This is a genomic window from Bordetella petrii (genome assembly GCF_020991325.1).
Lineage (GTDB): Bacteria > Pseudomonadota > Gammaproteobacteria > Burkholderiales > Burkholderiaceae_B > Bordetella_A > Bordetella_A petrii_E.
In genome coordinates this window covers 1-22,916 of record NZ_JAJMLX010000021.1, presented here as the reverse complement: position 1 = coordinate 22,916, position 22,916 = coordinate 1, and the positions used below count along the sequence as shown (strand labels likewise).

The following is a 22,916-nucleotide window of genomic DNA, read 5'->3' as shown; positions in this document are numbered from 1 at the left end:
ATGCACGCTTCAGGTTCTCATGAACGCCTTGGTCAAACAGATTGGCTACTTCGTCGCCGTGGGCGGCGCGGCTGCCGCCACGCACTGGGTGGTCGCCGTTGCCAGTGTGGAATGGCTGCGCGTGCCCCCCCTGGCCGCTAACGCGCTCGGATGGGCAGTGGCGTTCGTCGTGTCGTTCTCGGGTCATTATCGGCTGACTTTTCGGCATTTGGCGTCGCGCTGGACAGTCGCGGCACGGCGCTTCTTTTTCGTGTCCGCTTGCGGGTTCCTGCTCAACGAAGCGGTATATGCGTGGTTGCTGCATAGCACCGCGCTGTCTTATGAACTGGCGTTGGCGCTGGTGCTGGCCGGCCTGGCTGTTGCTACTTTCCTGGCAAGCCGGTTCTGGGCATTTCGGCGCAAAATCGGCGCGTGAATGCCGTATCGACGTCCAGGCGCCACACTTGGTAATGGGTGTCAGCGAAGGCGGGGACTGCCGCCTGCAATACCGGAAAGCGCTGTCCATCATCCAGGCCGCCCCAGATCCAGTAGCGGCGGCCAGGCGGGGTGCACAGGCGGGCCAAAAGATCCTGCCGAGGCATCAGCAGGCGCGCACCCGTTTCAGGCTCAAAACGCGCGGCATCGGCCAATTCCTTGCGCCAGTTGTCGCGCAATGGAATCCCGGGGTCATCCCAATCGTCCACGACCCAGGCTGGTTGTGTCGCCCCGACATAGAACGCCAGGTCAAAGGGATAGGCGTGCAAGGTGACCAAGGTGTCGCCAGGCTGTTGCTCGGCCGCGATGCGGCGGGCCAGTGGCTCGGCGCTGCGGCGCGGGTTGGCCGCAAAGATGCCCACCAGGACCAGGCAGGTGGCGGCCGCTCCCCACAGGCATGCCTGGATCAGGCGGCGGGTACGCAGGCCATCGCCCCGGTTCGCCGCCAGCCGCACCACGTCGGCCAGTAGCACCGCCACTGGCGGCAAGGCGGGCAGCACATAGCCGATCAGCTTGGAGCTGGGGATGGAGAAGAATCCGATGATCACTGCCGCCCACACGGCCATCAGACGGCGTACGCCCGCGGGATCGGCGGACGCCCAGAAGCTTTTACGCAATACGCCACCGCCCCATAGCGACCAGGGCAGGGTCAGGCCGACGATGACCGGCAAGTAGAACCAGAATGGCTGCACATTGTTGAAGCCTGACTGCGCGAAGCGTTCGAAATGTTGATAAACAAAAAAGTAGTGGAAAAATCCAGGATAGCGCTGCTGCATGGCCCAGAACCAGGGCACGGCTACCAGGGCGAATAACCCCAGCGCGGGCGGCCAGAGCAGGACGGCAAACCCGCGCCAGCGGCGTGTGACGGCTAGCCAGCAGCACAGGATGGTGCCGGGCAGAACCAGGCCGATCAGGCCTTTGGCCAATACTGCCAGCGCGGCCAACGCGGCCGCCGCCAGCGACATCAGGCGGAAGGGCCGGCCCGCGCCGGCGCGCAGCACGGCGTCTGCGCCGGCCAACACGCACAGGGACAGCAATCCCGCCACCAGCATGTCGGTGTTGGCGAACTGGGCGCCGCCATAGTAGAACGGCAGCGTGGCAAGAATAGCGGTCGCGAGGGTCGCGGTTGCGGCATCCCGGTGCCCGCGCAGGAACGCATACAGGCCCGCCAGCGCGCTCCACGCAGCCAGCCAGGACGGCAGGCGCGCGGCCCATTCGTTAAGACCGAAAAGCTGGAAGCCCAGCTCGGCCAGCCAGTAGTACAACGGCGGCTTATGGAAATAAGGCATGCCGTCAAGCCGGGGCACCGCGTGCGAGCTGCTGCGCAGCATTTCCCAGGCCACGCCCGCATAGCGCCCCTCGTCGGGAAGGGTCAGCACCCGGGCCCAGGCCAGGCACGCCAGCCAGGCTCCCAGGGCCAGTAGCCACCATCCCGCGCGGGGCACCCACGCCGGCGTTCCGATCTGCGTGCGGCCGCTCATCGTCGCACCCGCGCGGTACTACCGGCACGGCGGGCCCGGCCTTGCCGCTGCCGGGCCAGAAATAGCGGCCGCCCCTTCACCTCATCGAAAATGCGGGCTACGTACTCTCCCACTACGCCCAGCGAAATCAGGTTGACGCCGGCGAAGAAAAGCAGCGCGGTGACAATGGTGGTCCAGCCAGACACCTGGTTTCCCCCGATCAAGTAGGCCAAGACCAGGTATGTCCCATAACCGAACGAGACCAGGGCGAAGGCCCCACCGACCAGGCTGACCAGGCGCAACGGCCAGGTGGTGAAGGCGGTCAGGCCGTCCAGCGCCAGCTTCAGCAGGCGCCACGTACCGTAGCGGCTCGCCCCGTGGGCGCGCGCCTGCGGCGAGTAGGGCAGGGGCTCGGCCCGGAACCCGACCCAGGCGTACAACCCCTTCATGAAGCGCGTGCGCTCAGGCAGTTCCAGCAGGGCGTCGACCACGCGCCGGTCCATCAGCCGAAAATCGCCGGCATGCGCGGGCACCTGTACACCGTGGGCGCCGCTCAGCAGACGATAGAACCAACGCGCCCCGGCGCGCCTTGCCCAGGTCTCGCCAATGCGCTGGCTGCGCACCGCATAGACCATATCGATACCGGCGCGCCAGCGCTCGAGCATGGCCTGGATCAAGGCTGGCGGATGCTGCAAATCGGCATCCAGGCAGATCACGGCATCGCCGTCGGCGGCTTCCAGGCCGGCCGACAAGGCCGCCTCTTTGCCGAAATTTCGCGACAACTGCACGTAGCGCAGCCCGTCTATCGCGGTCCACTCGACCATCAAGTCGCAGGTACCGTCGGTGCTGCCGTCGTCCACGACGATGATTTCCCAGTTCGTGGACAATGATTCCAGCAGGCCGCGCAACGTGGGCAGCAGCAGGCGCAGGTTGTCGCATTCGTTCAAGCAGGGGATGACGCAGCTTAGCAGCGCGTCGACTGAAGGCGGCGCCGATGCCGGCAGCGCACGCAGCGGCGCGAGAGAGGGGGGCACGGCGTGGGCGGAGGCCTGTGAGCGGAACTCGATGGGCATGAAAGCAGGAACTTGCAGTACAAGAGCCCGCAGTATGCAAAATGCCCCGTCAAATTTTCGTCGAACCGGATGCTAGGCAATTCGCAGGCTGAAACAGGTGCCCGTGGCAGGACCGCCGTGCCGCGACTGGACGTCCAACTTCCAACCCTGCATGTCACAGACACTTTTGGCGATGGCCAGGCCCAGTCCATGAGCGAAATCGTCGCCGGCCGGCGTATCCTGGGCTACCGTGTCGCCCAGCCGGCCGCTGTAGTAGCGCTGGAATACGAACGGCAGTTCGTGGGATGCAATGCCTTTGCCCGTGTCGCACAGCTCAATCGCGCCGTCGGGAGTCAGCCGGGCCGTCAAGGTGGCGGGCGTCGCGTGCTCAATGGCATTGCGGATCAGGTTGCGCATGACGGTCAGCAGCGCGTACTTGTCCAGGGTGCGCGTCGTTCCGGCCGGGATCTGATTATCGAACACCAGTCTTGACGCTTCGGCCATGGCCTCCAGGCCCCGCCACGCTTCGCCCACGCACACGGCCAGGTCGACCGGCTCGGCCGGCCGCCGCTGCTCGCGCGCGACTGAACGGGCGCTTTCGAACGACGCCACGATGTGATCCACGTTGGTGAGAATGCGCGACAAGCGCTGCCTGGGGTCGGCGGGCAGGGCAGTGTCCAGCAGCATGATTTCGCTGTCCGAGCGTATCGCCGCCAGCGGCGTGCGCATCTCGTGGCTGATGTTCGCGGCGAATTCGCGCTCGCGCGCGATCGAACGGTCAACCTGGTTCTGTACCCGGTTGAACGCTTCGATCAGGCGCCCGGCTTCGTCATCCCGGGTCACGGCCATGTCGGGCGATCCGGGCGCCCAATCGGCAAGGCGGCGGGTCAGGTCCAGCAGCGGGCCCACGGCGATGGCCGCCACGCGGCGCGCAAGGGCGTATGCCGCGATAATGCACAACGCGCCCATGCCCAGCACGACCAAGCCGAAATCGCGTACCCGCGACTCATGGTCGGAGGCGTCGTACAACACGTACAGGCGCCCACGCTCGGTATCCATGACCAGCACGTGCCAGGTTTCGATGCCCGGCTGCAGCTCATGCAGGCCCGGTGCCAGGCCTTGCAATTGCTCGGGCATGTCGGCAGGCACCGCGGTGTCGCGCAGCCAGGCGCGCATCGAGCCGCCCAGTTCCTTGAGGCCGCGCGTATCCAGGAAATCAGGGTCGGTGGCTACATGCTGGGCCACGCGCTGGGCTTCCGTCGTGAGAATCTGGTTCACCAGCCCGTCTTCCATCTGATCGAACGTCAGATACGCCAGCAGCGCAAGCGCCGCCACGAACACGGCCACGGCGCCAGTCAGCGCCCACACGACGCGCTGAGTGACACTGCCTTGCTTCACGGCCCGGCTCCCGCCATGGCCAGGCGCCAGCCCACGCCGTGCACGGTCTCGATACCATCGAATCCGGCATCCGCCAACGCCCGCCGGAGCAGATGAATCTGGCTGCGCAAGGCGTCGCCGGAAGGGGGGTCGCCGTCCCAGAGTACGGATTCAAGTTCTTCGCGGGTGACTGTGCGGCCCGCGTCGCGCAGCAGTGTCTCGACGATCAGGGCGGATTTGCGGGGCAACCGCAATTTTTGCCCCGCTACCGAGACCTCGCGAGTGCGTCCGTCAAATTGCAGCGGCCCGAAAGATTGAATGACATCCACCACGGCGCCCTTGGCGCGATGAATCAAGGCCAGCAGGCGCGCGCGGACTTCGGCCAGGGCAAAGGGCTTGGTCAGGTAATCGTCGGCGCCAAGATCGAAGCCAGTGAGTTTATCGGCGAGGGTGTCCCGGGCGGTGAGAATCAGCACAGGAATGGCCTGGCGCCGCTCACTGCGCAGGGTTTGCAGAACCTGATAACCGTCTCGGCCCGGCAGACCCACGTCCAGCACCAGGGCATCGAAATGCTGGTTTTGCAGGCGCTGCAAGGCGCTCAGGCCGTCATAGGCCACGTCGGGCACGAGGCCGCCCATTTCCAGGAACTGGTACAGGTTGCCGGCAATGGTCAGATCGTCTTCCACGATCAGTACCCGGTAATGCGTATTGCCCAAGTCGGGTTTCATGAATGTCTCGGTCTGAGCCTTGTTCTTTGCGGCTATTGTGCATCGGATGACGACGAGGCGGGAAACCGGACGGCGGCCAGGCGCTGCAGGGCCAGGCCGGCCGCGCCGCACACAGCCGCGGTGACGGCCGAGGCCACCACGTCCAGCGGCCAATGCACGCCCACGAATACACGGGCCCACGCCACGGCGCCACCCAGAACTGCTAGGACGGCGGTCAGGCGGCGGTTGTTCCAGCGCGTGCTGACCACGGCCAGCAGCCAGACAAACGCCACATGGCTGCTGGGCAGGGAATTATTCGCGGCATGCGCCGTCAGCGGCGGACCGAAGCCTGCGGCGAAAGGCCGAGCATGGTATGCGTACGCCGCGGCCAGTATTTCGAGAAGTCTGGCCGCCAGGCATGCCACCGACAGCGGCAGGAGCATCATCCAGTCTTTGCGGCGGGCCATTGCCCAGAGCAGGATGGCGCACGCCACATAAACCGGCAGCTCGGCGAGCCAGGTAGCCGCCAGGATGGCGGCGGCTGGCGAGCCGGGAGTGCCGCGTAGCAGCTGGAACATGACGATGTTCCAGGTTTCCAGGAACTGCAAGGGGTACATGAGCGCAGCGCAATGCCAAAGGCAAAGGCCGCAGTATCACTGCGGGACCGTCGAATTTCCGTCGAATCCGGGGCGAGGGTCGCGTGCCGGGTCTGCGAAGCCAGGGGGCTTGCTCTGGGGTCAATCCATTACTTTACATAATATACATTATGCGTATTTCGGGCAGGATAACCAGGGCCCCTCAACGCCCATATTCATTGGTCTTGTGGCCGCCCGAACCGGCTTTTCCACCCGGCAGCTTATCCGGACGATCGGCCGACGATCCCTTGACGGTTCCCTGGCCACGGGTCGGCTGGCTTTCGGGCTTGCCTGGAGCCGCCTGCGGCACTGTGGGCGGCGGCGCGGACGGATCCGCCTTCGCCGGCCCTTGTTGCGATTTGCTGTCCGGCACTGGATCTGTTGTGGCGTCGCCCTTGTCCGTCCGGGCTGGCGCTGCAGGCGTTTCCGCCGCCGGACTGGCCGGCACGTACAGCGCCGCGCAGGCCAATGCCATGGCCAGCAGCACGGCGACGCGGGGATTGTTGCTGTTGCAGTTACGGTGGCTCATGTTTCGTCTCCTGCCGAATGGCCCCGAGGCTGCGGGCCCTGACATTCATTCGGACAGCAATTGCCATACCTGCGCGGCCCAGGCCTGCCCGCCATGGGCATGCGGCTTGCGTGCGCGTCCGCATGGACAAACTGGCCGAAATTTTCGCGCTCCAGACGGGGTTCACGGAGATGTTCATCCGTGGCACCACCATGTACTGGGTGCTGTATGCCTTGCTGCGCATCAGCGGCCGGCGCGACCTCGGATCGTTGGGCATGGCCGACATGCTGGTGCTTGTACTGGTGGCGGACGCTGCGGGCAACGCCATGTCCGGCGATTCATACTCCATGGGCGACGGGATCATTGTCGTCGCCACCATCGTCGGCTGGAGCTTCGTGCTGGACCGCATCGGCTATTACTTTCCGGTGCTGCGGCGCTGGCTGGAACCCGAGCGCGTGTGCCTGGTGCGCGACGGCCGCGTCCTGGTACACGGGCTGCGGCGCGAACACGTGTCGCGCAGCGAGCTGATGGAGCAACTGCGGCTCAAGGGCATCGACAACCTGCAGATGGTGCGGCGGGCCTATCTGGAATCCACCGGGGAATTCAGCGTGATCCGCGCCCCCGGCGATCCGCAGGATGGCCAGTCGACGCTGCAGGAAGACGAGGTTGTTGACCGGCAATCCCGCTGACGCACGGGCATGTTGTTTGCTGGCGGCCAGGCATTGCTGCAACCACCCTCTTCCCATGAATGCCATTGAACACGTCGCACGTTTCATGCATGAAAACGCTTTGAGCCTGGTCACCGCGGAATCGTGCACGGCGGGGTTGATCGCGGCTACGCTGGCCGACATTCCCGGCGCGGGCCCGTTGCTGGATTGCGCCTTCGTCGTGTACACGCCCGATGCCAAGCGCCGGTGCCTGGGCGTGTCGCCGCGGACACTGGCGCGGCACAACTTGACCAGCGTGGCGGTGGCCGCGGAAATGGCCCAGGGCGCCGCGCGGAAAAGCCCCGCGCGGGTGGCCATTGCGAATACCGGCATTACCGACGCCAGCGACGACAAAATTCCGCCCGGCACCCAGTGTTTCGCCTGGTTGTTCAAGGCGGGGCCGGCCGATGCGGTGCCCTCTGTGTTTACGGAGACGCGGAGGTTCGACGGAGCCCGCAATGCCATCCGGCAGGCCAGCGCCGAATATGCGCTGGTCCGCCTGCCCGACTACTTTGCCGAATGGCGGACGGCGCATCGCTGATGCGCCCTACTCTTTGAATCCCAGTAGTGCACTGATCGTCTTTGCCTCGGTGCGCAGCGCGGCAGCGATCGGGCCATCGACATCGGCATTGAAACCACCCGTCGCGCCCAATGCCGTCAGCACGGCGCAGATGCGGCCGGTGTAGTCGAAGACGGGCGCGGCCACGGCGCTGATGCCTTTCAGGTTAGTGTCGCGCACGGCCGCGCAACCGCTGGCCAGCACTTGCCGGCGCAGTTCGGCGATGGGGTCGGCGCGGCCCAGCGCGGCTTGCTGCTCGGGCGTGGCGGCGGCCCATTCCGAGCGGGCCTGGGCCTGGACGGCGGCCTCGTCCAGCTGCGCCAGGAATACCCGGCCAGTAGCCGACCACAACAGGGGCATGACCGAGCCCACGCGCACATTCACCGTGACTGGCAGGCCTGGCTCTTCGAAGCGCACGATGGTGGGCCCTTTGTTGCCCATGACAGCAATGAAGCAGGTGACCTCCAGGGATTCGCGCAGGCGCACCAGGGCGGGCTCGGCCAGCCTGATAGGGTCGGCCTGCCGCATGGCGGCCACGCCCAGCAGCAGCGTCTGCAGGCCCAGGTGGTACTGGCCGGTGGCGGCATCCTGCTGCACCAGTTCCTCTTCGATCAGGCTGGCCAGATAGCGGTGCACCTTGGCCGGGCTTTCGTCGATGTGCGCGGCCAGGCCGGTCAGGGTGGCGCGCCCGCCCAGGCGTGCCAGCCCCTTCAGCACGGCCATGCCGGTTTCCGCGGCCTGCACGCGCTGGCGGCGCTGCCGCGCTGGCGCAACGGCGGCCCGGGAATCGGCTTTAGAAGATGGCGTTTTCGTCATGCGCGGTTTCCGTGGCGGACCCGGGTTTAGGGAAAGTACTGGGCCCAGTCGGGTTCAAATATTTACGCATAGCGTATATGATTTACGCAAAATACAAAACAACAACGCGGGATCACCGCCTTATTTAACTCTGGAGAGAGACCATGCCCTTGCTGAAGTCCCTGTTTGCGCTCGGCCTGGCGGCCCTGCCCTTGCTGGCGCCCGCCGCCGCCCATGCTGAAGACTACCCTTCCAAGCCGCTGCGCTGGATCGTGCCCTACGCCGCGGGCGGAGGTTCCGACTTCCTGGCCCGCACCATCGGCCAGGGGCTTTCCGAACGTATCGGGCAGACCGTCATCGTAGACAACAAACCTGGCGGCAACACCGCCATTGGCGCCTCGGAAACCGCCCGTGCCGCGCCGGACGGCTACACCATGTTGTCGGCCGACAATGGCACGCTGGTGTTCAACCCGGTGCTGTACCAGCAATTGTCGTACGACCCCGCCAAAGACCTGGCACCCGTATCGCTGATGGGCAAGTTCCCCATGATCCTGATCGTGGGGCCGGGCTCCAAGGCCACCAACGTGAAGGAATTCATTGCCGAAGCCAAGGCGCGTTCGGCCGGGCTGGACTTCGCCTCGGCCGGCGCCGGCAGCCCGCATCACCTGGCCATGGAATTGTTCAAGGTCGAGACCGGCCTGAAGATGGTGCACGTGCCCTATCGTGGCGCGGCCCCTGCCCTGTCGGACGTGGCCGCGGGCCAGGTGCCGGCCATGATGGTGGACCTGGCCGCCGGCGCGGGTTTCATCAAGTCCGGCAAGGTACGCGCGCTGGCCGTGGCCAACCCCACCCGCCTGCCGCAATTGCCCGACGTGCCCACCTTTGCCGAGATTGGCTACAAGAACGTCGAGGCCGCCGCCCTGGTGGGGCTGGTGGTGCCCGCCAAGACGCCGGCCGCCACCATTACCGCCCTGAACAAGCAGTTGGTCGCCACCATCAACGAGCCGGCCATCAACAAGCGCCTGGTGGATTTCGGCATCGAGCCCGTGGGCAACACGCCCGAGCAGTTCAATGCCTTGCTGCAAACCGAACGCACCCGCTGGCACAAGCTGATCAAAGACCTGAACATCAAGCTGGACTAAGGCCCGCGCCGCCCCGCGCCGTTTCTGTGGCGCGCGCGGGGCGGCACGGCCTAGCTGGAGTACGCCATGACCGATACCGCCGCCGCAAGCCGCCCAGGCTGCCCCGTAGACCATGCCGCCCTGGCGTCCAATGGCTGTCCGGTCAGCCGCCGGGCCGCGGAATTCGATCCCTTTGGCGATGGCTACCAGCAGGACCCGCCCGAATACGTGCGCTGGGCGCGCGAACAGGAACCCGTTTTCTACAGTCCCAAGCTGGGTTATTGGGTAGTGACGCGCTATGACGATATCAAGGCTATTTTCCGCGACAACCTGACGTTCAGCCCGTCGATCGCCCTGGAAAAAATCACGCCCACCGGGCCCGAGGCCAACGCCGTGCTGGAGTCATACGGCTATGGCATGAGCCGCACCCTGGTCAACGAAGACGAACCCGCGCACATGCCGCGCCGCCGCGTGTTGATGGACCCTTTCACTCCCGCGGAACTGAAGCACCACGAACCCATGGTGCGCCGCCTGACGCGCGAATACGTAGACCGCTTCATCGACGATGGCCGCGCCGACCTGGTGGACCAGATGCTGTGGGAAGTGCCGCTGACGGTGGCCCTGCATTTCCTGGGCGTGCCCGAAGAAGACATGGACTTGCTGCGCCAATATTCCATTGCGCACACCGTCAACACCTGGGGTCGTCCCAAGCCCGAGGAGCAGGTTGCCGTGGCCCACGCGGTGGGCAACTTCTGGCAACTGGCGGGCAAGATCCTGGACAAGATGCGCCAGGACCCATCGGGCCCCGGCTGGATGCAGTACGGCATCCGCAAACAGAAAGAACATCCCGACATCGTCACCGATTCGTACCTGCATTCCATGATGATGGCGGGCATTGTGGCCGCGCACGAAACCACCGCCAATGCGTCGGCCAACGCCATGAAGCTGCTGCTGCAGCACCCCGATGCCTGGCGCGATATCTGCGAAGACCCAGCCCTGATTCCCAACGCCGTCGAGGAATGCCTGCGCCACAATGGCTCGGTGGCGGCCTGGCGGCGCCTGGCCACCCAGGATGTGGAAATCGCCGGCGTGCGCATTCCGGCCGGGGCCAAGCTACTGATTGTGTCCTCATCCGCCAACCACGACGACCGGCATTTTGCCGATGCCGACCTGTTCGATATCCGCCGCGAAAACGCCAGCGACCAGCTCACTTTTGGCTATGGTTCGCACCAGTGCATGGGCAAGAACCTGGCCCGCATGGAAATGCAGGTATTCCTGGAAGAGTTCACGCGCCGGCTGCCGCACATGCGCCTGAGCCAGCAGGCGTTTACCTATGTGCCCAACACCTCGTTCCGCGGCCCGGAGCACTTGTGGGTGGAATGGGATCCCAGCCTGAACCCGGAACGGCAGCGCCCGGCGCTGCTGCAGGCGCGGCAACCGGTGCGCATCGGCGAACCCACCACCCACGCCATCGCGCGTACCGTGGTGGTTGAACAGGCCGCGCCGGCGGGTGCCGGTATCGTGCGCCTGCGCCTGGCCAGCCCCGACGGCAAGGCACTGCCGCGCTGGGCGCCCGGCGCGCATATCGACGTGGAATGCGGCGACACCGGCATGTCGCGCCAGTATTCCCTGTGCGGCGACCCGGCGGAAGCCTCGGTGTTCGAGATCGCGGTACTGAACGAGCCGCAAGGGCGCGGCGGCTCCGCGTGGATCCACGGCAGCGTCCGGGCCGGGGACAGGCTGCGCATACGCGGGCCGCGCAATCATTTCCGGCTGGACCCGGACGCGGCCCAGGCCATATTCGTGGCCGGCGGCATCGGCATTACGCCGATCAGCGCCATGGCGCGCGCGGCCCGGGCATGCGGCATGGATTACGAACTGCACTATAGCGGCCGGCGCCGCGACGGCATGGCCATGCTGGACGAACTGGCCGCGCTGCACGGCGAACGCCTGCACGTGCACGTGTCCGAGGAAAGCCGCCGCAATGATTTCGATGCCCTGCTGGCCCGCCCTGCCCCAGGCGCCCAGGTCTATGCCTGCGGGCCGCAGCGCATGCTGGACGCACTGGCGGCGGCCTGCGCCCGCCATGGTTGGCCGGAAGATGCGTTGCGCGTCGAACACTTCCATTCCGCCGCCAGCGCGCTGGATCCGTCCAAAGAGCATGCGTTCGAAGTGGAGTTGAAGGATTCCGGCCTGACCTTGACGGTGGGGCCGGGCCAGACCTTGCTGTCCGCCCTGCGCGCGGCCAATGTCGACGTGCAAAGCGATTGCGAAGAAGGCCTTTGCGGTTCTTGCGAAGTGCGCGTGCTGGCCGGCCAGGTGGACCATCGCGACGTGGTGCTGACGCGCGCCGAGCGCGAGGCCAACGACAGAATGATGTCGTGCTGCTCGCGCGCGGTGGGCGGCAAGGTTGTGCTGGAGCTGTAAAGTAGCGGCATTTTTCTGTCATGTGTGCGAGTACATGGTCTTGCCGCCTACCGGCAGCCTGGCTGTGAATACACAGCCGCTGCGCGACTCGATCATGTACAGGGTGCGGCCGTCGGGCCCGCCGTACGCGCAGTTGGTCGTGTACAGCCCTTCGGGACATTCAATGCGATATCGCGGCTCGCCGCGCGGGCTGAATATCCAGACCGCCCCGAAGCCCACGTGGCAGACCGCCAGGCCGCCCTCTGCATCCAGCGCAATGCCGTCAGGCCCTCCCCCGCCAGACATCTGGACATATACGCCGACTTTGGTGGCGGAGCCATCGGCCATCAGAGGCACGCGCCAGATGGCATTGTCGCGCGTCACCGCCAGATACAAGGCGGTTTCATCCAGGTTCATGGCCAGGCCGTTGGGGCTGGGAATGCCTTGCAGCACAATGTCCAATTGGCCGGATGCGCGCAGGCGATACAGGCGGCCGCTGGCATCGTGCAGCCCCGACTGGCCCTGGTCAGTGAAATACAGGTCGCCATTGGCGCCGAAGAACAGATCGTTGCAACCCTTGAAGCGCTCCAGCCGGGCCCGATCCAGGTAAGGTTCGACGCGCCCGGTGCGCGGATCCAGCACCATGATTCCGTGCTTGTAGTCGGCGATGAAAGCGCGGCCATCGGGATGGAACTTCAGGCCATTGGGCTCCCCATCGTACTCGGCCGCCAGATCCACGCCGCCCTTGGGATCGATACGGAAGATGCGGCCCCACGGAATATCCACCACCCACAGATTGCCGTCGCGATCGAACGACGGGCCTTCCAGGAACACCGGCGCCGGCGCGCCGTGCAATTGCGTGCGCGCCCAGTCGCTGGCGCGGTCGCGTACCAGATAGCGTTCGGGAACGCGCGCGAATATCTCGGCGCGCAATTTTTCAGGGGCGGCGAACATGATGGCTCCTTGGTAGGCTCAGTTTCCCGAGATATGGTTCGGCAGCCACAGGGCCAGCTCGGGCCAGACCGCCAGCATCAGCAACAGCACGAACATCAACAAATGGAAGGGAATGGTGCCCATCACGACGTCCGACAGATTGCCGCGCGAAATGCTCTGGATGACGAACAGGTTGATGCCTATGGGCGGCGTGATCTGGCCCATTTCGATGAACAGCACCACGACGATGCCGAACCACACCGGGTCGATGCCATACGTGGCCAGCAGCGGGTACAGCAAGGGCACCGTAATGACGATCATGCCCAGGCTTTCGACCAGCGCGCCCAGCGCCGTGAAAAGAATCAGCAAGGCAATGAAGAATCCCGTCTTGCTCAGGTTCATGTCGACGATGAACTCGGTGATGGCTTCGCCTACGCCCGCATAGCTCATGGCATAGGAGAACACGAAGGCGGCATAGGTGATGAACAGGATGTTGCTGACCATCAGGGTGGAACGCTTCAGGCAGGCCGCCAGGCCGCTCCAGCTCAGGTTGCCGAACACGGCGGCGATCGCCAGGGCAAAGACGCAGCCGGCCGCCGCGGCTTCGGTGGGGGTGGCCACGCCGGTATAGATGGCGCCCATGACACTCACGATCAGGAGCAGCACCGGCAAGATGTCCACCAATGAGCGCAGTACCATCTGGCCTGTCATCGTGCCGCGCTCGGCGGGAGCAATCTCGGGGTGCAACAGCGCCTTCGCTGCCACGTACAACATGAACAGCACGGTCAGCACCAAGCCTGGCACTACGCCCGCCATGAAGAGCTTGGCCACCGAGGTCTCGGTAAACGTGGCATAGACGATCATGGCGATCGAGGGCGGCAGCAGGATGCCCAGCGTTCCCCCGGCGGCCAGCGACCCGGTGGCCAGGCGCGGATCGTAATTGCGTGCTTTCAGTTCAGGCAGCGCCACTTGGCCGATGGAGGCGGCGGTGGCAATGCTGGATCCGCTGACGGCGGCGAATACGGCGCAACCGGCGATATTGGTCTGCAGCAGCCCGCCAGGAATGCGGCGCACCAGCCGAGACAAACCGCCATACATGCGCATGCCCACACCGCTGCTCTGCAAGAGTTCGGCCATCAGCACAAATAGCGGAATGGCGGTCAGTGTGTAGGCGTCCATGCTGCCCCAGGTGGTGATGCCCAGCCCATGCAGGGCGCCTACCCCTCCTTCCAGGTACAGGTACAGAACACCGGGCAGCAAAATGGCATATGGCACCGCCATGCCCGCGGCCAGCAGGCCGATGAATATTCCAAAAACCACAATGATCAGGTATTCGCCACCCATGGCGTTCTCCGGAGGATATGAGCGGATGCGTGCTCAGCGTGAAACGGCACGCAGGCGCCGCACGTCGGCGGCAACGATGCGCAGGAGCGCCCACGCCAGGACCAGCACCCCCAGCGGCATGGCCAGCCTGGGCAGCCACAGCGGCGTCATCAGCGTCGTTGCCGCAACGTCACCAGACTTCCAGCTCAACCATTCGAAGCGAGCCAGTTCCACCAGCAGCACCAGAGTCACGGCGGTCGCCAGTAGATCGAACAGCAGCTTCAGGCGGGCCTGCCCTCTGGGCCCCAGCCGGTTCTCCAGAAAATGCACGCTGTGGTACGCATGCAGCAATTGGCCCGAGGCCAGCGAAAGGAAGGTGATGGCCACCAGTGCGTAGCCGCCCAGCTCATTGCTGAACTGGATCGACCAGCCGAACACCGAACGCACCAACATTTCCACGCCCATCATGAGCACCAGCCCGATCACCAGGGCTTGCGATGCCCAGCGTCCCCAGCGCGCCGCCCTGCCCTCGGGCGGGCTGTAGGCATCGCCATCGGCTTCGCCCGAAATGGAATCCGGCACGGGTTGTAACGTTGGCGGCGCATCCGCGCGGATGCGCGTGTCTATATACATGGCTTGATTTCCTGGCATGGCCGATCAACGCCCGACAGCTTGGCGAACTTCCTGCAATGCGGCCTTTACCGCCGGCCGCTCATCGCCCCACTGCGTCCAGTATGGCGTGATGCGCTTCTCGGCCTCGGCCAGGTCGGCTGCGCTGGGCTCGGTAATGACCATGCCGCCGGCCGCGAGCTTGCGGGTCAGTTCCTGGTCTTCGGCCGCCATGGCGGCGGTGATGCGGCGGGTATGTTCATCGACCAGCGCCTGCACCTTGGCTTGGGTGCCGGGGCTCAGGGCCTTCCATGCGTCGGTGTTCACCAGGATCAATGAATCGATATAGCTGACATTCAAGCGATAGCTATAGGACAGCAAGTCGCGCCACACATACCCGTAGCCCGAACTGGCCGTCAGTACGCCGTCGACCACGCCGCGGTCGAGCGCGGCGGCCACTTCGGAGGTGCCCAGGGTGACCGGGATGCCCCCCAGCCGCTTGATGAACTCGGCCTGCTCCGGCGAGATTACGCGGATCTTCTGGCCGGCAATGTCGGCCAGCGAGGTCATCTTGTTCTTCGACCAGAAGACGTTTTCCGGGAAGATATAGCGCCCCAGCAGCGTGATGTTCTTCCTGGCATATTCGGCCCGCAGGTATTCCTCTTCGATATCCCAGGCTTGTTCGAATTCGGCGCGGGTGCGCAGGAAGAGCGGCAGCCGCACGACACCCCCCACCGGCACGCTGCCCAGGAAAAACGTGTCATCGCCCATCTGCACGATGTTGTCGGCCACGGCCTGGGTGATGTTGGTAGCGGAAATCGGGATGGTCCCGCCCAGGTTCAATCTGATTGACAACTCGCCATCGGTATCTTCCTGGATCGCATCCAGCAGGGCCTTCAGGCCCTTGGCCGCGGTAACGGTGGACACGGCGTTGTAGGTATAGGCGCGCCAGCGCTCTTTGGCGATAGACGGATGTGCGACAGTGGCCGTCGCTATCAGGCAGACCACGCCCATGCGTCGCAGGGATGCTCCCAGTCGAACCATGCCTCTCTCCTCTGTTGTTATCGGCTTCGCCGCGCACCGGGCGGTTGCGGGTTGCTGGTACGTTAGGCTCGATAAACAGTCAGCGAAAGAGGCGGCTCCACATAGGTTTCATATGATGAACTTTAAGCGGCGGCTTGCCTGTGCGGCACCGCCCCGGGCGGACAGCGCGGTCGGTCCGCGTCAGGAAAATTATTTCCGCAGATATATTAATTATTAAATATCAATAACTTATATATCAATTCGAAAGTAATACATTATATTGATGCGGGCCAGGATCGCGCCGCCGGGCCGTCACCTGGCTTGGCCCAATCTAATGCGGGCATTTGGCTCTAGCGTTATGGCGGCATCCAGGCACACTTGATCGCGGGCCGCAACGCAGCAGTCCAGTCGTAACGGGGCGCGGCTTGTTCTCTTACAGGAGATAACCATGCAAGCATTGAATCGCCTCATCCGTCGTTCCGCCCTGGGCGGAATTCTTGCCCTGGCGGCGGTCTTGCCGGCGCAGGCGCAGACCAAGCTGGTGGTCGGCTATCAGTTGATCGTCGGGCCGTTCCTGTCCGCCATTGCCGATGGCAGCTTCGACAAGGCCTTGGCGCAGGCCGGCTACGAAGTCGACTGGCGCCAGTTCAGTTCGGCCGGCGACATTTCCACCGCCCTGGCCTCGGGCAAGGTGCCGATCGGGGTGTTGGGCTCTACCGGCATCACCGCCGCGGCCACGCGCGGCGTCGACATGGAACTGTTCTGGATTCTCGACAACATCGGTAAATCGGAAGCGCTGGTGGCTCGCGAAGGCTCGGGCATCAACGGTCCCCAGGACCTGAAGGGCAAGCGCGTGGCCACCCCGTTTGTGTCCACCTCGCATTTCCACCTGCTGGTGGGACTGGAGAAGGTCTGGAAGATCAATCCGCGCGAACTGCGCATCCTGAACATGCAGCCGCCGCAGATCGTGGCCGCCTGGCAGCGCGGCGACATCGACGCGGCCTACGTCTGGCCCCCTGCCCTGGCCGAAATCCAGAAGTCCGGCAAGACCATTGCCGATTCCGAGGAGATCGGCAAGGCCAGCGTGCCGACCTTCGATGGCCTGGTGGCCGACAAGGCCTGGGCGCAGAAGCATCCCAAGTTCATGGCCGCCTTCACTCAAGTGCTGACCCAGGCGTATGCTGATTATCGTGCCGACGGCGCGAACTGGACCGCCGATTCGCCACAAGTGCAAGGCATGGTGAAGCTGATCGGCGGCAAACCCGATGACGTGGCCGGTGCGCTGAAACTGCTGGTGTTTCCCACCGTGCAAGAACAGGCCTCGCCCGCATGGCTCGGCGGCGGCAAAGAATCGGGAGCCGCGCAGGCCTTCGCCGCCAGCGCGCAGTTCCTGCAGGCCCAGAAACAGATCGACAAGGCGCTGCAGGACTACAGCCCTCACGTGAACGGCGCCTACGCCGCGCAGGCCGCCAGGCAATAAAGCGGCCGAACTGCTTCGCCGCCAGGACGGCGGCCGCACATGGCGCGGCCCGTCCATTTTCCGGGAGACAAACGCATGACTGTGCAGCCGCTCGAAGCGCAGACTTTGAAAGCCGAGAACGTCGGCGTCACTTACCCCGGCCTGCATGATGATGAACCTGTCGTGGCGTTGCACGGCGTCGACCTGACCATCGAGCCGGGCGAGTTCATCGTGGCGCTGGGCGCCTCGGGTTGCGGCAAGACCACGCTGCTCAGCCTGCTGGCGGGCTTCCTGTCGCCCACCGAAGGGCGCATCACGTTGGCGGGCGCGCCGATCGTGGGGCCGGGCGCGGACCGCGGCGTGGTGTTCCAGAAGCATGCCTTGCTGCCCTGGCTGAATGTGCTGGACAACACCGAGTTCGGCCTGAAGCTGCAGGGAGTGGCGCGCCCGCAGCGCCGCGCCCGCGCCGAACAGAACCTCGAGCTGGTGGGATTGCAGGATTTCCATCGGCACATGATCTACCAATTGTCGGGTGGCATGCAGCAGCGCGTCGGCATTGCGCGCGCCCTGACCTGCGACCCGGCCATGCTGCTGATGGACGAGCCCATGGCCGCCCTGGACGCCCTGACGCGCGAGACCATCCAGGAACTGCTGCTGCACATATGGCAGCGCACCGGCAAGATGTTCTTCTTCATCACCCACAGCGTCGAAGAAGCCTTGTTTCTGGGATCGCGGCTGATCGTCATGTCACCGCGCCCGGGACGCATCACCCACACATTCGCGCTGGACTTCAACCGGCGCTATCTGGAGGAAGGCGATGGCCGCCGCATCAAATCCAGTCCGGAATTCATCGCCATGCGAGAACGCGTCCTGGGCATCATCTACGGCGATGAACGGGCCGCGGGTTCGGACGGACCGGCGCATGCGTAGGCGGACATCGGCCTTCGGCGCCCGGCCCGCCGCGCCGGGCAAAGTCTATGGCGCGCCCGGCGCGGGCCACAGCGGCCACATCAGCCTGATCACCAGCGCCGCATTGTTCGGGCTATGGCTCCTGGTGACCTCGATGGATTGGGTGAAACCGTTGTTCCTGCCATCGCCGCAGGCGGTCTATGCCAAGCTCATCGCCGCCATGACCGACGGCGTGGCCGGTTCCACACTGGCCGAACACCCCATCGCCAGCCTGTCGCGAGTGTTCGGCGCCTTCTTCCTGGCCTGCGCCACGGCGATACCCGTGGGCATACTGATGGGCGTGAACCGCTACGCGCGCGGCATCTTCGATCCGCCCATCGAGTTCTACCGACCTTTGCCGCCGCTGGCATACCTGCCATTGGTGATCATCTGGTTCGGCATCGGCGAGTTTCCCAAGATTTTCCTGATCTACCTGGCGATTTTCGCGCCCATGGCGATCGCCGCGCGCGCCGGGGTGCGCGCGGTATCGATCGAGCAAATCCACGCCGCCTATGCGATGGGCGGCACGCCCACCCAGGTCATCCTGCATGTCATCTTGAAGGCGGCCCTGCCCGAAATCTTCACCGGCATGCGTATCGGCATCGGCGTGGGCTGGACGACCCTGGTGGCGGCCGAAATGGTGGCGGCCGACCGCGGACTGGGCTTCATGGTGCTGAATGCCGCCCAGTTCCTGGCCAGCGATACCGTGATCATGGGCATCGTGGTGATCGGCGTATTTGCGTTCGCCTTCGACCTGCTCGTGCGCTATCTGGAACGCCTGGCGATCCCCTGGAAAGGACGGATATAGCGCGCGGCCGGGTGGGCAATCCCCCATGGTTCGGCGCGTTCATATCTTCTATGCTGAAGCGCAGGGAGCGCCTCGGTGCGTTCCTTTCCAGGAGGCTTCATGTTCCAGGCCGCGATGCTCAAGCCCGTGTTGTGGGAAAGCCTGTTCCAGCGCGAAAGCGCCACCCATCTCAGCCTGCAGGGCCGGCTGCGGCAAATGCTGGTGTCGGCGATCCTCAGCGGCCACTTGCCGCCCGGCGCGCCGGTGCCGTCCAGCCGCTATCTGGCCGACCAGCTCGGGATCGCCCGCAACACCGTGGTGTTCGCCTACCAGCAACTGGTCAGCGAAGGCTACCTGGTTTCGCGCGAGCGCAGCGGCCATTTTGTCAGCGACGACGTGCTCAGCGGCCGGCTCGGGCACGCACCCGCCAACCCCGGCATGCCGCCGCGCACGGCCGTCCGCTGGGACGAACGGCTGAAATTCCGTCCCACCCGCCAACGCAACATCGTCAAGCCGCACGATTGGCAGACGGCACTATACCCCTTCGTGTACGGCCAATTCGACCAGGAACTGTTTCCCACCGCGGAATGGCGCGAATGCTGCATCAAGGCGCTGTCGGTGCTGGACATCCGCAGCTGGGCGCCCGATCTCATCACCCACGACGATCCGGCGCTGATCGAACAGATCCGCACGCAGGTGCTGCCGCGCCGCGGCGTATGGGCCGATGCCGAAGAGATCGTCATCACGGTGGGTGCCCAGCATGCGCTGTACCTGCTGGCCGACCTGCTGGTCAATGCCGATACCGTAGTCGGTATTGAAGACCCCGGCTACCCGGACGCGCGCAACATTTTCGCCAGCCGCACGCGCAATCTGGTGTCCTTGCCCATCGATGCCGACGGCATGTGCCTGGGCACCCGGCTGCTCGACTGCGAGTACGTCTTCGTCACGCCCAGTCACCAGTGTCCTACCACCGCCACGATGCCCCTGGAGCGCCGCGAACAATTGCTGCGCCTGGCCGCCCAGGCCGACTGCATGCTGATCGAGGACGACTTCGAAAGCGAGAATCGCTACGGCGAAACACCTATCGCGGCGCTCAAGAGCCTGGACCAGGACGGCCGCGTGATTTACGTGGGCAGCCTGGCCAAGGCTTTCGCGCCGGGCCTGCGCATCGGCTATATCGTCGCGGCGCGCGAACTGGCCGCCGAGCTGCGCGCGCTGCGGCGCCTGATGCTGCGCCATCCGTCAGCCTATATCCAGCGGGCCTTCTCGCTGTTCATCTCGCTTGGCCATCACCATGCGCTGCTACGCAAGCAATCGCACGCCTACCAATTGCGGGCAACTGAACTGGCCAATGCGCTGGCGGCTCATTTGCCGGACTGGCGGGCCACGCCCCTGACGGGAGGTTCGTCATGCTGGCTGCATGGCCCATCCTGGCTGGATACTGGCCGCCTGGCCCAGGCCGCGCTGGAGGACGGTATCGTCATCGAACCGGGCGGCGTGTTCTACTTGAACGAAGCCAGCGCGCCGCGCAATACGCTGCGATTGGGTTATACCTCGATCAGCGCGGAACGCATCGAGCCCGGCGTTGTCCGCCTGGCGCAGCTTGCCCGGCGCCTGCAATGGCGCGGTGCGGCCTGATATTTCCTAGAATATCTCGTCACGCAGGTAGTACCATCGATACAGCAGCGACTGTCCCAGCCGCCGCCAGGGTGCGAAGGTATGCCCCGGCAGCGGGGTATCGTAAACGGGCAGATCCCAGCGCACCCGGTCCTTGCCCACGATGCGCTGGGCCAGGCGCCGGCCGGCCTGGGCCGAGAACGATACCCCGTTGCCGCCATATCCCAATGCGTAGTACACCCTCTGGCCCGGGTCAGGTTGCGTGACGCGGGGCATCATGTCGTGGCTGACGTCCACCCACCCCCACCAGGAATAATCGACCTGTACATCGCGCAGCGCCGGAAACTTGCGCGCCAAGCCATGCCGCAACAATTCCAGATGACGCGGTTGAGCAGCATCGGCCCCATGAATCGCGCTGCGGCTGCCGATCTGCATCCGGCCGTCCGGCAAAAGGCGGTAATAAAAACGCAGAATGCGTGTATCCGTGATGAATACTGTGCTGTGCAGTCCCGCCTCGCGCCGCTCGGCCTCGCTGAGCGGCCGGGTCACCATGGAATTGGACAAGATGGGCATGATGCGGTTGTCCAGCAGGCGGTTTACGCCCTGTGCCGTGTAGCCTCCGGTGGCGAAGGCCACGCGTCGCGCACGCACGGTTCCCCCTGGCGTGTGCAGACGGTAGACGCCTGCGTCGCTGTCCCAGCCCAGCACCGGGCTGGAAGGATGCACTCGCACGCCCAGCGCGCGCGCCTGGCGCAAATAGCCGAACGCCAGTTTCAGCGGATGCACGCCGATGCCGTCGGGTTCGAGCAAGGCGCCGGCCGCCTCGCGGTCGTCGGCGTAGCGCTCGCGCAGTTCCTCGCGGCTGAGCATGCGGGTGTCGTAGCCGAAGACCTCGCGCATGATGCGCGCTTCGTTTTGCAGGAACGCCAGTTTCTTGGGGCGGTGGGCCGTGTACAAGTGCCCGCCGGGCTGCGCGTCGCAATCGATCTGGGCGACCAGGCTTTTCCAGTACTCGAATCCGTCACGGATCTCGGCATCCAGGCGCCGGGCAACGTCCACGCCCCATCGCTGGATCCACTGCGAGCGGTACAGGCGTCCCGATGCATTCTGCCCCTGCCCGCCGTTGCGGCTGGTGCAGCCCCATACCGCGCGGTTGGCTTCGAGCACGGTGGCACGGATGCCAAAATCGCGCGCCAGGGCCAGTGCGATAGACAGGCCGGTGAAGCCGGATCCGACGATCACCACGTCGGCGCCCACGTCGCCGCGGATCGGGCCGTCATCGGGCGGAGGTTCGCCCGCCGTGGCCACCCAATAGGTCGGCGCATAATTCTGGCCCTGGCCCGGCGGTTTGACCAGGGGATCGTATAGCGGGTCATATGGTGCCGCGGCGCGGTCCGCGGCATGGGCCGTGCGTGCCCCGCCATTCAGGAAAGTCACTTGAGCGTCCATGGCGATCCGGCGAAAAGGCGTGAGTCGGCTGACAGGAATTACCGGAGATCGCCCGCCGGCAGAGGCGGACGTTGTTTGCGAAAGGCGTTCTTCACGAGGATCTTGCCGTCGCGGAACGTGAAGAGGTCGACCATGTCCGCCTCGACGCGCGAACCGTCGGCGGCGGTACCCGTGAAGGTCGATTCCGAGACGCCCCGCTCTCCCGCCACCCAGTGGCGGCCGTTGCGCCATTGGGCGTCGGGGAAATTTTGCCAGGCCGCTGCGAACGCCTTGCGCACCGCTTCCATGCCGACGTGGCGCGCGCCGTGCTGTTCAGGGCCGGCCACGGTCTCGAAGACACAATCGTCGGTCATGAAATTCATCAGCGCGTCGATGTCGTGGCGGTTCCAGGCGGCCGCGAACTCGGCCAGCATCTGCGGGGTTACTGTGTCAGGCATGGTGACATGGGCTCCATCGTGAACTCTTGGCCTTAAGCCAGCCAAGAGGGATGAAGCCAAGTTACGCGGCGCCAGCAAGCGGGTCTAGAACCAGACCCGGGCATTCGCTTGCACCAGAGGCGCCACGCAGACATTGCTCGATGGCCGCGCGGTCGATACCGCGTGCGCCAATGAGCACCAGGCCTGCTGGCAGCGCGGCGCTGGGCTGGATGCGCGCGTAGCGCACGCGACCGCCGGCAACTTGCACCAGCACCTGCCCATGGCGGTCGGTGACGACCCACCCCTTGGCCCGTACCACGCTGCGCGGCAGGCGCTTGAGCGCCTGTGTCAAGGCCTCGGCATGCAACACGCCGCTGGCGGGCCAGAACCAGCTTTCGAAGGGGTGTTCTACCGCGTGGCGATGATAATCGTGATCATGCGCATAGCCTGGCGACGGGCCATGGCCGGCCAGGCCCGCGCGCAGGGGAACGGCGTGCAGTGCCTCCAGGCTGGCATCGGCGGCCACGATGGGCACATCCGCGGCGCGGGCG

General features: G+C 65.2%; 23 protein-coding genes. 9 read left to right on the top strand and 14 right to left on the bottom strand.

Annotation, left to right across the window (positions count from 1 at the left end):
- Positions 1-19 precede the first annotated feature (19 nt).
- On the top strand, positions 20-415 hold the full coding sequence (locus tag LPZ50_RS04115) for a GtrA family protein (RefSeq protein WP_230657893.1): 396 nt from the start codon (positions 20-22) through the stop codon (positions 413-415).
- On the opposite strand, the gene LPZ50_RS04110 is transcribed toward LPZ50_RS04115, so the two are convergent.
- The 6 genes from LPZ50_RS04110 to LPZ50_RS04085 form a co-directional block, all read right to left on the bottom strand.
- On the bottom strand, positions 363-1,955 hold the full coding sequence (locus LPZ50_RS04110; protein WP_230657891.1) for an ArnT family glycosyltransferase: 1,593 nt from the start codon (positions 1,953-1,955) through the stop codon (positions 363-365). The two genes, LPZ50_RS04115 and LPZ50_RS04110, sit on opposite strands and share 53 nt — an antisense overlap.
- Positions 1,952-3,007, bottom strand: a complete 1,056-nt coding sequence (locus LPZ50_RS04105; protein ID WP_230657889.1) for a glycosyltransferase family 2 protein — start codon at positions 3,005-3,007, stop codon at positions 1,952-1,954. Before LPZ50_RS04105 ends, LPZ50_RS04110 begins: the two co-directional genes overlap by 4 nt.
- 72 nt (positions 3,008-3,079) lie before the next feature.
- Positions 3,080-4,384: a sensor histidine kinase gene (locus LPZ50_RS04100; RefSeq protein ID WP_230657886.1), complete on the bottom strand. Its 1,305-nt coding sequence runs from the start codon at positions 4,382-4,384 to the stop codon at positions 3,080-3,082.
- Positions 4,381-5,091 carry a response regulator transcription factor gene (locus LPZ50_RS04095; RefSeq protein ID WP_230657884.1) on the bottom strand — a complete coding sequence of 237 codons (711 nt, stop codon included), beginning with the start codon at positions 5,089-5,091 and terminating at the stop codon, positions 4,381-4,383. The genes LPZ50_RS04100 and LPZ50_RS04095 overlap by 4 nt, the downstream gene beginning before the upstream one ends.
- A 32-nt stretch (positions 5,092-5,123) precedes the next feature.
- Positions 5,124-5,687, bottom strand: coding sequence for a phosphatase PAP2 family protein (locus LPZ50_RS04090; RefSeq protein ID WP_230657881.1), 564 nt, complete (start codon positions 5,685-5,687; stop codon positions 5,124-5,126).
- Positions 5,688-5,868: 181 nt separating this feature from the next.
- On the bottom strand, positions 5,869-6,234 hold the full coding sequence (locus LPZ50_RS04085) for a hypothetical protein (RefSeq protein ID WP_230657873.1): 366 nt from the start codon (positions 6,232-6,234) through the stop codon (positions 5,869-5,871).
- Between the two features lie 122 nt (positions 6,235-6,356).
- On the opposite strand from LPZ50_RS04085, the gene LPZ50_RS04080 reads away from it, so the two are divergent.
- Positions 6,357-6,902 carry a DUF421 domain-containing protein gene (locus LPZ50_RS04080; protein WP_230657870.1) on the top strand — a complete coding sequence of 182 codons (546 nt, stop codon included), beginning with the start codon at positions 6,357-6,359 and terminating at the stop codon, positions 6,900-6,902.
- Positions 6,903-6,957: 55 nt separating this feature from the next.
- Entirely contained in the window at positions 6,958-7,461 is a 504-nt protein-coding gene (locus LPZ50_RS04075; RefSeq protein ID WP_230657867.1) for a CinA family protein, read from the top strand.
- A 6-nt stretch (positions 7,462-7,467) separates the two neighbouring features.
- On the opposite strand, the gene LPZ50_RS04070 is transcribed toward LPZ50_RS04075, so the two are convergent.
- Positions 7,468-8,295, bottom strand: coding sequence for an IclR family transcriptional regulator (locus LPZ50_RS04070; protein WP_230657863.1), 828 nt, complete (start codon positions 8,293-8,295; stop codon positions 7,468-7,470).
- Positions 8,296-8,438: 143 nt separating this feature from the next.
- Here LPZ50_RS04070 and LPZ50_RS04065 point away from each other — a divergent pair, with 143 nt between their 5' ends.
- Both LPZ50_RS04065 and LPZ50_RS04060 read left to right on the top strand, forming a co-directional pair.
- Positions 8,439-9,416, top strand: a complete 978-nt coding sequence (locus LPZ50_RS04065) for a Bug family tripartite tricarboxylate transporter substrate binding protein (protein ID WP_230657860.1) — start codon at positions 8,439-8,441, stop codon at positions 9,414-9,416.
- A gap of 66 nt (positions 9,417-9,482) precedes the next feature.
- Positions 9,483-11,822, top strand: coding sequence for a cytochrome P450/oxidoreductase (locus tag LPZ50_RS04060; protein WP_230657856.1), 2,340 nt, complete (start codon positions 9,483-9,485; stop codon positions 11,820-11,822).
- Positions 11,823-11,840: 18 nt separating this feature from the next.
- Here LPZ50_RS04060 and LPZ50_RS04055 read toward each other — a convergent pair whose 3' ends face one another.
- From LPZ50_RS04055 to dctP, 4 genes are read right to left on the bottom strand one after another with little or no spacing between them, the layout of a single operon-like run.
- A complete protein-coding gene (locus tag LPZ50_RS04055; protein ID WP_230657853.1) occupies positions 11,841-12,755 on the bottom strand; it encodes an SMP-30/gluconolactonase/LRE family protein in 915 nt (304 codons plus the stop codon).
- 18 nt (positions 12,756-12,773) lie between these two features.
- Complete coding sequence (locus tag LPZ50_RS04050) at positions 12,774-14,078, bottom strand: TRAP transporter large permease (RefSeq protein WP_230657850.1); 1,305 nt, start codon at positions 14,076-14,078, stop codon at positions 12,774-12,776.
- Positions 14,079-14,111: 33 nt separating this feature from the next.
- The gene (locus tag LPZ50_RS04045) at positions 14,112-14,690 is read right to left on the bottom strand and encodes a TRAP transporter small permease subunit (RefSeq protein ID WP_230657847.1); all 579 of its coding nucleotides are present in this window, start codon (positions 14,688-14,690) and stop codon (positions 14,112-14,114) included.
- A gap of 24 nt (positions 14,691-14,714) precedes the next feature.
- Positions 14,715-15,710, bottom strand: coding sequence for a TRAP transporter substrate-binding protein DctP (gene dctP / locus LPZ50_RS04040; RefSeq protein WP_230657845.1), 996 nt, complete (start codon positions 15,708-15,710; stop codon positions 14,715-14,717).
- A gap of 427 nt (positions 15,711-16,137) precedes the next feature.
- Here dctP and tauA point away from each other — a divergent pair, with 427 nt between their 5' ends.
- The 4 genes from tauA to LPZ50_RS04020 all read left to right on the top strand — a co-directional run bounded on the left by tauA (position 16,138) and on the right by LPZ50_RS04020 (position 20,521).
- Positions 16,138-17,169 (top strand): taurine ABC transporter substrate-binding protein, encoded by a 1,032-nt coding sequence (tauA, locus tag LPZ50_RS04035; RefSeq protein ID WP_230657843.1) that lies wholly within the window; start codon positions 16,138-16,140, stop codon positions 17,167-17,169.
- Positions 17,170-17,244: 75 nt separating this feature from the next.
- Positions 17,245-18,078: a taurine ABC transporter ATP-binding protein gene (locus LPZ50_RS04030; protein ID WP_230657842.1), complete on the top strand. Its 834-nt coding sequence runs from the start codon at positions 17,245-17,247 to the stop codon at positions 18,076-18,078.
- Positions 18,071-18,904 (top strand): ABC transporter permease subunit, encoded by an 834-nt coding sequence (locus tag LPZ50_RS04025; protein WP_230657840.1) that lies wholly within the window; start codon positions 18,071-18,073, stop codon positions 18,902-18,904. The genes LPZ50_RS04030 and LPZ50_RS04025 overlap by 8 nt, the downstream gene beginning before the upstream one ends.
- A gap of 99 nt (positions 18,905-19,003) precedes the next feature.
- Positions 19,004-20,521 carry a PLP-dependent aminotransferase family protein gene (locus LPZ50_RS04020; RefSeq protein WP_230657838.1) on the top strand — a complete coding sequence of 506 codons (1,518 nt, stop codon included), beginning with the start codon at positions 19,004-19,006 and terminating at the stop codon, positions 20,519-20,521.
- Positions 20,522-20,527: 6 nt separating this feature from the next.
- Here LPZ50_RS04020 and LPZ50_RS04015 read toward each other — a convergent pair whose 3' ends face one another.
- From LPZ50_RS04015 to LPZ50_RS04005, 3 genes are all read right to left on the bottom strand, one after another.
- Positions 20,528-21,949 carry an NAD(P)/FAD-dependent oxidoreductase gene (locus LPZ50_RS04015; protein ID WP_230657836.1) on the bottom strand — a complete coding sequence of 474 codons (1,422 nt, stop codon included), beginning with the start codon at positions 21,947-21,949 and terminating at the stop codon, positions 20,528-20,530.
- Between the two features lie 38 nt (positions 21,950-21,987).
- Entirely contained in the window at positions 21,988-22,386 is a 399-nt protein-coding gene (locus LPZ50_RS04010; RefSeq protein WP_230657834.1) for a nuclear transport factor 2 family protein, read from the bottom strand.
- A gap of 61 nt (positions 22,387-22,447) precedes the next feature.
- On the bottom strand, positions 22,448-22,916 hold a 469-nt coding region (locus LPZ50_RS04005; RefSeq protein ID WP_230657832.1), incomplete at its 5' end, for a GTP-binding protein.